This is a genomic window from Streptomyces sp. NPDC005070 (genome assembly GCF_053600395.1).
This window is the reverse complement of sequence record NZ_JBSFZS010000211.1, coordinates 1-7,404: the sequence shown is the minus strand read 5'-3', so window position 1 is coordinate 7,404 and position 7,404 is coordinate 1. Positions and strand designations below refer to the sequence as shown.

The 7,404-nt window shown below is 70.5% G+C and carries 6 protein-coding genes; 5 read left to right on the top strand and 1 reads right to left on the bottom strand.

Features of this window, described 5'->3' with window-relative positions; translation table 11 throughout:
* The 4 genes from ACWEBX_RS35705 to ACWEBX_RS35690 form a co-directional block, all read left to right on the top strand.
* Nucleotides 1–334: prolyl oligopeptidase family serine peptidase (locus ACWEBX_RS35705; protein WP_451888913.1), on the top strand; the 334-nt coding region annotated here is incomplete at its 5' end.
* Nucleotides 331–1,617 carry a family 43 glycosylhydrolase gene (locus ACWEBX_RS35700; RefSeq protein ID WP_451888912.1) on the top strand — a complete coding sequence of 429 codons (1,287 nt, stop codon included), beginning with the start codon at nt 331–333 and terminating at the stop codon, nt 1,615–1,617. The genes ACWEBX_RS35705 and ACWEBX_RS35700, both read left to right, overlap by 4 nt.
* Nucleotides 1,618–1,677: 60 nt before the next feature.
* On the top strand, nt 1,678–2,640 hold the full coding sequence (locus ACWEBX_RS35695; protein WP_451888911.1) for an alpha/beta hydrolase: 963 nt from the start codon (nt 1,678–1,680) through the stop codon (nt 2,638–2,640).
* On the top strand, nt 2,637–5,252 hold the full coding sequence (locus ACWEBX_RS35690; protein WP_451888910.1) for a family 78 glycoside hydrolase catalytic domain: 2,616 nt from the start codon (nt 2,637–2,639) through the stop codon (nt 5,250–5,252). Before ACWEBX_RS35695 ends, ACWEBX_RS35690 begins: the two co-directional genes overlap by 4 nt.
* 38 nt (nt 5,253–5,290) lie before the next feature.
* On the opposite strand, the gene ACWEBX_RS35685 is transcribed toward ACWEBX_RS35690, so the two are convergent.
* A complete protein-coding gene (locus tag ACWEBX_RS35685) occupies nt 5,291–6,115 on the bottom strand; it encodes an IclR family transcriptional regulator (RefSeq protein ID WP_451888909.1) in 825 nt (274 codons plus the stop codon).
* A 123-nt stretch (nt 6,116–6,238) separates the two neighbouring features.
* Here ACWEBX_RS35685 and ACWEBX_RS35680 point away from each other — a divergent pair.
* The coding region (locus ACWEBX_RS35680; RefSeq protein WP_451888908.1) for an ABC transporter substrate-binding protein at nt 6,239–7,404 on the top strand (1,166 nt) is incomplete at its 3' end.

The following is a 7,404-nucleotide window of genomic DNA, read 5'->3' as shown; positions in this document are numbered from 1 at the left end:
GGGCCGTGCGTTCATCTCGGTCGCCAACCGCGACAAGCGCTCGATGATCTTCCTCGGCGCTCCCACCGGTTCGGTGCCCGAGCTGGCACGCGAGGCGAGCCCGATCACCCACGTCCGCGCCGACGCGCCGCCCATGCTGGTCATGCACGGAGACAGAGACGCGATGGTGCCGTACAGCCAGAGCACGACCTTCGTGTCCGCGCAGATCGCGTCGGGTGGCACCGCCGAACTCGTCCTCGTACCCGGCGCCGGGCATTTCTGGGACGGTGCCGAGGACCCGTCGGCCCTCCACCGGCAGGCGATCCGGTTCCTGCGCGGCTTGGCGGAGGCATGAGTCATCCCTTGTTGCCGGGCTTCAACCCGGATCCCAGCGTGGTGCGCGTGGGAGACGACTACTTCCTCGTCACCTCGTCGTTCGAATACCTACCGGGGCTTCCCGTCCACCACAGCACCGACCTGCGCACCTGGCGTCAGATCGGGCACGTGGCGACCCGTCCCGAACAGGTCCGGCTCGACCGGGTGCCGACGCCGGGCGGTGTCTGGGCTCCGACCCTGCGGTACCGAAACGGCGTCTTCCACCTGATCGTCACCGTCTTCCTCGGCGGGCGTGGCTGCGTCGTCTTCACCGCGACGGACCCGGCAGGACCATGGAGCGACGGCGTGACGATTCCGGCGGTCGACGGCATCGACCCCGACCTCGCCTGGGACGAGGACGGCACCGACCGCGGCCACGCCGTGACGGTCGCCCGCGCACCGCGTCCCGAGGGCCCGTTCGAGAGCTGCCCGGCCAACCCGATTCTGACCGCTTCCGGCACCGGTTCGCCGGTGCAGAACGTCGGTCACGCGGACTTGGTCGAGACCGATCGGGGCACTGCGCTGGTCTGCCTCGGTGTTCGGCCGGTGGGGCTGGCCAAGTCGTTCTCCCCGCTGGGCCGCGAGACCTTCCTGGGGACGGTCGACTGGGTGGACGGCTGGCCCACGGCGCGGTTGGCCGACCTGGCGCCGCCGTCACCGGAAGAGATCGAGTACGACTTCACGACGGCGTCGGCGCTCGCCGATCCCGGGTGGATCGCGGTGCGCCGGCCGACGGCCGAGTTCGCCCGGCCGGTCTCCGGCGGGCTGCTGATCTCCAGCACCGGAAGTACGGGGCTGGACGGGACGCACCCGGCGTTCCTCGGCCGTCGGCAACGGCACCTGGCGGCCGCCGTCAGCGCGGCGTTCGACGTGAGCGCCGGGGCCGGCGGCCTGGCCGTGCGCAACGCGGAGGACAACAGCATCGCGCTGGAGGCGCGAGCCGGCGCCCAGGGAGTGGAGATCACCGCGCGCGCCGTCGTGGCCGGCTTCGACCGGAGCTGGCACGCGACCCTGCCGGCGGGTGAGGTCGAGCTGACCATCGCGATGACACCGCCGCCCGCCGACTTCTCCGCGGGCGCGGTAGGGGGCGACCGGATCCGTCTGACCGCCCGGTCGGCCGGCACCGAGGTCACCCTCGCCGAACTCGACGGCCGGCACTGGTGCTTCGAGACGGCCAAGGCGTTCACCGGCCGTGTGATCGGACCCTTCGCGAGCGAAGGCGACGTGATCGTCCGTCGGCTGCGCTACTCGGGACGGGCCTGAGATTTCATTGAGCGGCACCGTGGCGTGACCGGGAGGACGGCTTCCGGAACTCTGCGATCCATGCCGATTCATCCTGAGGTTCTCAAGCGGTTGAAACTCATCGAAGGCGTCCCTGACATGCGGGCCTTCTTCGAGGATCCGGAGTACGCCGAGCGGCGCGCGGCCTACCGGTCCTGGCCGGACTACGCGGTGCCCGACGTACCCGTACGCGACACCACGGCGCCGGGTCCGCACGGCCCGGTGCCGGTACGGGTCTACGGAGAGCGTCCCGGCGCCGGCCCGCGGCCGTGCCTGGTCTGGATGCACGGTGGGGCCTTCATGATGGGCGATCTCGACATGCCCGAGGCCGACTGGACCGCGCGCGAAGTGGCCGTCCGCGGTGACGTGGTCGTCGTCTCGGTGGACTACCGGCTCTGCCGGAACGGGGTCCACCATCCCGTGCCGCACGACGACGTGGTCGCGGCGGTGCGCTGGGTCCGGGAGAGCGCCGCCGACCTCGGGATCGACCCCGACCTCGTTTCGGTCGGGGGAGCGAGCGCCGGAGCCAATCTGGCGGCCGGCGCGGCGCTGAGGCTCCGTGACGAGGACCGGCGTCCCCCCGCCTGCCTGATCTTCGCCTACGGAGTGGCCCACGCGGTCCTGCCGGCTCTGCCGCCGGAGCATCTCGGGCTGATGGACGAACTGCCGCGGGAGATGCGGATGCCGCCCGCGATGCACCGGTTCTTCAACCACAACTACCTCGGCGGCCCGCTCAGCACGGCCGACGGCTATGCGTTCCCGATCCTCGGCGACCTCCGCGGACTGTGTCCGACGCTGGTACTCAATGGCGAGTACGACGATCTCAGGGTGTCCGGCGAGGGGTTCGCGGCGGCGCTCGTCGAGGCGGGCGTCGACGTCCACCAGGTGATGGTGCGCACGATGCCGCACGGCTTTCTGAACTGGGCGGCCACAGTGGAGCCCACGGCGACGGCTCTGGATCTCATCTCCTCCACCGTTCGCCAGGCGGAACGGATCACGGCATGAGCGTTCCGGGTTCCCTCGTCGTCGAGCATCTCGGAGCCTCCCCGCTCGGCCTCGGCGACCGTTCGCCGCGGCTCTCATGGCGGCTCCCGGCGGGAACGGTGGCCCAACAGGCCTACCGGATCCGTGCCGAGATCGACGGAGCCGAGCGGGACACGGGCTGGGTCGAGGGCGGCGCGAGCGTGCTGGTCGCCTGGCCGTTCGCGCCGCTGGGCTCGGCGGCCGAGGTCGCCTGGCAGGTGCGCCTGCGGACCGATCTCGGCGAGTCCGCCTGGTCGGAACGGGCCGTCTTCGAGACCGGGCTGCTCGACGAGGGAGACTGGTCCGCCGACTGGATCCGCCCCCACGAGCTCGAGGTCGCCCCGGCCGGCCGGCGTCCGGCCTACGCGTTGCGCCGCCGCTTCGTCGTCGATCGGCCGGTGCGCCGGGCCCGGCTCTACGCCACCGCGCACGGCATCTACGAGACGTTCCTCGACGGCACGCGCATCGGCGACGTCGAGCTCGCACCCGGGTACACCCACTACACCCGTCGCCTCCCGGTTCAGGCCTACGACGTCACGGCCCTCCTCGCGCCCGGAGAGGTCACGCTCGGCGCGCTGCTCAGCGACGGCTGGTATCGCGGTCAGCTCGGTATCTTCCGCGCCGCGGACCAGTGGGGCGAACACACTGCGTTCCTGGCGCAATTGGAGGTCGAGTACGTCGACGGCCGCGTGGCCGTGTTCGGCACGGACGCCGGGTGGGAGTCGCGGGTCTCGACCCTGATCCGCGCCGACCTCATCGGCGGCGTGACCGAGGACCGGCGGAGAGGCGGTGGGGCGATTGACCCGGACGCCGGATGGGACCCGGTGGAGACCGTCCCGCTCGGCCACGAGACGCTCATCTGGTCCCCCGCTCCACCGGTGCGCCGGATCGAGGAACTGCGCCCGAGGTCGGTCGTCCGGGTCGGGGACCGCCACGTCGTCGACCTGGGGCAGAACATCAACGGCTGGGTGCGCCTCGAACGGCTCGGCCCCGAGGGAACCGAACTGACCCTGACCCACGGCGAAGCGCTCGGCCCGGATGGCGATGTCACCACCGAGCATCTGAAGCCCGCCGTGCCCTTCCTGCCCGAGCCGCTTCCGGCGGGACAGGTCGACACCGTGGTCTCCGCCGGCCGTGCCGGCGAGGTCTTCGAGCCACGGCACACCACGCACGGCTTCCAGTACGTACGGATCGAGGGGCATCCCGAGGAACTGAGCCCCGCGGATCTGACCGGCGTGGTGGTGCACACCGACCTGCGCCGCACCGGCTGGTTCTCCTGCGGCGACGAGCGGATCAACCAACTGCACGAGGCGGCGGTATGGAGCTTCCGTGACAACGCCTGTGAGATCCCGACCGACTGCCCGCACCGTGAGCGCGCCGGGTGGACCGGTGACTGGCAGCTCTACGTCCCCACGGCGGCCTTCCTCTACGACGTCGCGGGCTTCTCGGCGAAGTGGCTCGGCGACGTCGCCGTCGAGCAGTGGGAGGACGGCACCATCGCCAACATCTCCCCCCACGGTCCGACGGAGGGCCGACAGGGGCCGACCGCGCGGTTGCAGGGCTCGGCGGGCTGGGGTGACGCTGTCGTGATCGTGCCCTGGGAGCTCTACCGCGCGTACGGCGACGAGCGGATCCTGGCCGACATGTGGCCGAGTATGGTGCGCTGGCTCGATCGGACCGAGCGGATGGCGGCATCCGGCAGGCACCCGGACCGTACCGGGCCGACGGCCCCGCACGAGCGATACCTGTGGGACACGGGATTCCACTGGGGCGAATGGCTCGAACCGGGCAACGACGTCGCCGACTTCGGCGCCTTCCTGGCCCGGGACAAGAGCGATGTCGCGACCGCGTACTTCGCCCACTCGGCGCGGTTGATGGCACGGATCGCGGACGTGCTGGGTCGACCCGGCGACGCGGTTCGCTACGGCGAACTCGCGGAGCGCGTCGGTGCGGCCTGGCGCACCGAGTTCATCGCACCGGACGGCACGCTGCGTCCGGCCACCCAGGCCAACCTCGTGCGCGCACTCGCTTTCGGCCTGGTGCCCGTGGAACATCGGGCGACCGTCGTCGCCCAGTTGGTGAGACTGATCCGGGCGGCCGGGACGCATCTCGGTACCGGCTTCCTCGCGACGCCCCTCCTGCTGCCCACGCTGGTCGAGCACGGCCAGGCGGACCTCGCGTACGAGTTGCTGCTCCAGGACAGCGCGCCCTCCTGGCTGCACATGATCGATCGCGGCGCGTCCACGGTCTGGGAGCGATGGGACGGCATCGCCGACGACGGCAGGCCGCACGAGTCGCTGAACCACTACTCGAAGGGTGCGGTGATCAACTTCCTGCATCGCTGCACGGCAGGTCTGCGACCGCTGGAACCCGCGTACCGGCGCTTCCGCGTGGCGCCGGTGCCGGGCGGGGGTCTCACGTCCGCGTCGGTCGCGCTGGAATCACCGTTCGGGCGCATCGAGGTGGCCTGGCGGATCGGGACGGAGGGATTCCGACTGGAGGTCACCGTGCCGCCCGGAACCTCGGCGGAGGTCGCCGTGCCGGCCGGGACGGTTCGACTCCTCGGCCCCGGCCGCCACGTCGTCACCGCCTGAGGAAGCCGTTCAGCTCATCGCCGCGCCGAGGAAGCCGCTCAGCCCATCGCCGCGCTCGGGGCGCCCAGGGCACGCGAGATGCCCTGGGCGGCGGTGCGCACCGCGTAGCTGAGCCGACGCGGCTGTGCTTCGCGTTCGGGAAGCAGCACGCCGATCGCGGCCACCGCCTCGTCGCTCTCGTCGAAGATCGGAGCGGCCACCGCCACCAGCGTCTCCAGTTCGGTGCGGCGGAAGATGGCGACCCGTTCCCTGCGCAGTTCCGCCAGGGTCCGGCGCATCGCCGGGGCGGGGATCAGCCGCTTGTCGGGCTCACTGTGGAGCGGACGGGAGAGGACCTCCTCCTGGACGTCGACCGGCGCGAACGCCAGGAGCGCCAAACCCATGCCGGTCGCGTGCAACGGCATCTTGCCGCCGACCCGGTAGTGCACCTGGACCGCGCTGTGGGCCGACAGACGCTCGACCAGGGTTGCCTGCAATCCCTCGCGGACCGCGAGCTGCACATGCTGACGCGTCACCGCGCCGAGGTCGCTCATGAAGGGCAGCGCGGTCTGACGCAGGCCGTGCCCGCGCGGCGCCAGCGAGGCGATCTCCAGCAGGCGCAGGCCGATCGTGTAATAGCCGGCTTCGTCCCGTTCGAGGGCACCCCATTCCAGTAGACGCCCGGCCAGCCGCAGCGTGGTGCTGGTCGGGATGCCGCTCAGCCGGCTCAACTCGCGCAGGCTGAGCCGCCGCCGGGTCGAGTCGAACGTCGCCAGCAGGGCCAGGGCCCGGTCGACAACCGGTTCGCCCTGGGGTGGCCGCTTGCCCCGGGGTCGAGTGGCAGTGGGGGGAGTGGCGGCGGGGTGAGTGGCGTCGTCGCTCACAGGACACCTTTCGGAAACACATTTCATTCAATGGCAATCATTGCTGACGGTTGTGAGGTGCGCCACCCATTCTTCTCGGCAAGTTGGGCGAAGGCCCCGACCTGGACAACCCAAGAGGCTCCGATGACTGGCTTCAACTTCAAGCGCCTGGGGGTCAGCGCGCTGGCCCTGGCTTTGGTCGCCGTCTCCGCGGCGGCTTGCGGCAACTCGACGAGCGGTGCCGGTGGTTCCACGAGCAGCACGCTCACCCTGGGGTACGACTCGGATCCCGCTCCGCAGGGCTACGACCCGCTGCTCTACGGTGCCGGCCAGCGTCTCTTCTACGAATCGGTGTACCAGTCGCTCTTCGCCGAGGGCGCCGACGGACAGGCCGTCCCGCAACTCGTCTCCAGCTTCAGCTACAACAAGGCCAACACGCAGATGACGCTGAAGCTCACGTCAGGTGTCACCTTCACCGACGGTTCCCGGCTCAGGGCGCAGCTGGTCAAGGACAACCTCGACCGCCGCAGCAACTCCAAGCTGCAGTCGTACGCGGGATTCGCGAAGGGCGGCGCCACCGAGATCAAGGACGTGACAGCCCCGAGCAGTGACACGGTCGTCATCACCTTCGCGGCTCCGCAGGCCAAGTTCCAGACCTACCTGGCAGGCGTGCCCGGCATGATCGTCGGGCAGCGGGCGATCAGCGACCCGAGCACCCTGAACCAGGGCCCCGACGGCTCCGGGCCGTACAGGATGACGACCGCGGTCAAGGGCAACAGCTACACGATGGCCCGGCAGCCGGGGGCCGGCGCGACCACGTATCCGTTCCAGACGGTTGTGTACAAGAACTACCTCGACAAGAACGCCCGCCTGAATGCCCAGATCTCGGGCCAGACGGACGCGTCGATCATCGACGCGTCGACCGAGAAGACAGCGGCGTCCAACAAGGTCGCGCTCGCCAAGAACGGCGGCACGATGCTGGACGTCCTGGTCTTCGACAAGAGCGGTGCGACTTCGAAGCCGTTCGCCAAGACCGAGGTCCGTCTCGCCCTGAGCCACGCGATCGACCGCCAGGCCTTCGTCGACACGGTGGCCAAGGGAGCCGAGCCGTCGGCCAACGCCTTTCCGAAGTCGTCACCGGGCTACGTTCCGGACCTCAACACGCAGTACGCCCACGACACCGGCAAGGCGAAGCAGCTCCTCGCGAAGGCGGGTTACCCGAACGGCTTCTCGTTCACCATCACGGCCAGCCCGACCGACGGCCTTGAACTGGTTCTGCAGGAATTCCAGGGCGGCTTTGTCGGTCGGGC

What these genes read in the sequence shown, in the direction of transcription:
- ACWEBX_RS35695 (WP_451888911.1), top strand. Translation starts at nt 1,678, where the DNA reads ATGCCGATTCATCCTGAGGTTCTCAAGCGGTTGAAACTCATCGAAGGC.
- ACWEBX_RS35690 (WP_451888910.1), top strand. Translation starts at nt 2,637, where the DNA reads ATGAGCGTTCCGGGTTCCCTCGTCGTCGAGCATCTCGGAGCCTCCCCG.
- ACWEBX_RS35700 (WP_451888912.1), top strand. Translation starts at nt 331, where the DNA reads ATGAGTCATCCCTTGTTGCCGGGCTTCAACCCGGATCCCAGCGTGGTG.